Genomic DNA, 210 nt, shown 5'->3' with positions numbered 1-210 from the left:
GACCGCCGCAGCGGGCAGCGCCGGAGCCAAGGGCCGCGACGATGCCGCTCGGGCTCTTACCCGGGGTCGCACTGCTGTCACAGTGGCACACCGACTCTCACCGGCCGTCGACGCCGATCAGATCCTGGGGATGGACGACGGCCGTGTCGTCGAGCACGGCTCTGACGACGAGTTGGTCAACCTCGGGGGTCGGGAGGCGGAACTGTGGGA

The 210-nt window shown here is 70.0% G+C and carries 1 pseudogene; it reads left to right on the top strand.

Annotation, left to right across the window (positions count from 1 at the left end):
• Positions 1-210: pseudogene (locus QM596_RS29645) on the top strand (ABC transporter ATP-binding protein); the annotation flags it as partial.

This window comes from Rhodococcus sp. IEGM 1406 (genome assembly GCF_030056745.1).
GTDB lineage: Bacteria > Actinomycetota > Actinomycetes > Mycobacteriales > Mycobacteriaceae > Rhodococcus_F > Rhodococcus_F erythropolis.
Note: the sequence above shows the minus strand (reverse complement) of the source record. Positions and strands in the feature narration are given on the sequence as shown.